We start from the raw sequence: 1,492 nt of genomic DNA on the forward strand, positions 1-1,492 counted from the left end.
GTCCACAGGGAGGTGTAGGGGTTCATGCGTTCCCCCGTGGAGGAGCGCGGGAGCAGCTGCATGAACACTTCCAGGTCTTCCCACCTTGGGAGCAGCTTTTCAATGCCCATGACGGTGATGAGGGTTTCCGGCAGGGTCAGGCACATGCGCCCGTTGCCCTCGGATTCCACCACGGCCAGGGTGCCGGTGTCGGCCAGGCCAAAGTTGGCGCCGGAGACGGCCACCTTGGCGGAGAGGAACTTCCGGCGCAGGTGGCGGCGGGCGGCCTCGGCCAGGCGGGCCGGCTCGTTGCTCAGGGCCGGGTCCACGTCCTCCATTTCGCGCAGGAAGATCTCCCGGATCTGGCTGCGGTTCTTGTGGATGGCCGGGACCAGGATGTGGCTGGGCTTGTCACGGTCCAGCTGGACAATCAGCTCCGCCAGGTCGGTTTCAAACGCGGCGATGCCCTGCCCTTCCAGGTATTCGTTCAGCCCGATTTCCTGCGTGGCCATGGACTTGACCTTGACCACCTCGGTTTCCCCCGTTGCCCTGATCAGCTCGGTGACAAGCTGGTTGGCCTCCTGGGCGTCGCGGGCCCAGTGGACGGTGCCGCCGCGGGCCGTGAAGTTGGCCTCGAACTGCCCCAGCAGCGCCGGAAGGTTCGCCATGGTGGCGTCCTTGATGGCACTGCCGGCGTCGCGCAGCTCCTCCCAGTCGGCAAGCTCGGCCACCACCTTCGCCCGCTTGTCGCGGATGGTGTGGGTGGCGTGGCCCAGGTTGGCGCGCAGCTGCGCGTTGCCGAGTTCGCGGTGTGCGGCCTTCGGGAACGGCTCCGTGGCGTGGAGGTTGCCGTGGCCGAAGACCGGCAGGGAGGGCATGCCCAGGAACGTGTTGCTCACCGCACACCCCCCGCCAGCAGGACCCCGCCATTGACGGAGGCTGGTTCTTCGAGCGTGCTGGCCAGGATCTCCGCGAAGTGGAGGGTCCCCACATCGCTGCCCTGCCGGGAGAGCCCGCCGCCAATGTGCATCAGGCAGCTGGCGTCCCCTCCCGAGCACAGCTCGGCACCCGTGCCGCAGATATTGGCCGCCTTGTCCGCCATCATGGCGCTGGAGACGTCCGCGTTTTTCATGGCGAAGGTGCCGCCAAAGCCGCAGCACTGCTCCGCCTCGGGCAGTTCCACCAGCTCAATCCCGCCCACGCTGCGCAGGAGGTCCAGCTGCCGGTCCCCCAGGCGCAGCAGGCGCATGCCGTGGCAGCTGGGGTGGTAGGTGACCTTGTGCGGGAAGTGCGATCCGAGCTGCTCCGCGGCGTTCGTGACGCCCAAAACATCGGTCAATAGCTGGGAGAGTTCATACGTTTTTGCGCCGACGACGGCGGCCCGGGCCTCCAGCGCGGCGTCGCCGCAACGGCGGGCCACCAGTGCGTGCTGGTGCTTGACGCTCGCCACGCAGGAACCGGACGGCGCCACGGCAACGTCGTAATCTTCCGTGTCGAAGGCCCTCACATGGTT

The 1,492-nt window shown here is 67.6% G+C and carries 2 protein-coding genes; both read right to left on the reverse strand.

What is annotated here, in order from left to right:
- Window positions 1–878 (reverse strand): LUD domain-containing protein (locus tag G6N77_RS19435; protein ID WP_165183817.1); only part of this gene is annotated, 878 nt, incomplete at its 3' end.
- Window positions 875–1,492 (reverse strand): heterodisulfide reductase-related iron-sulfur binding cluster (locus G6N77_RS19440; protein ID WP_165183818.1); only part of this gene is annotated, 618 nt, incomplete at its 5' end. The genes G6N77_RS19440 and G6N77_RS19435, both read right to left, overlap by 4 nt.

Origin of the sequence: Arthrobacter silviterrae, assembly GCF_011045165.1 — a bacterium.
Lineage (GTDB): Bacteria > Actinomycetota > Actinomycetes > Actinomycetales > Micrococcaceae > Specibacter > Specibacter silviterrae.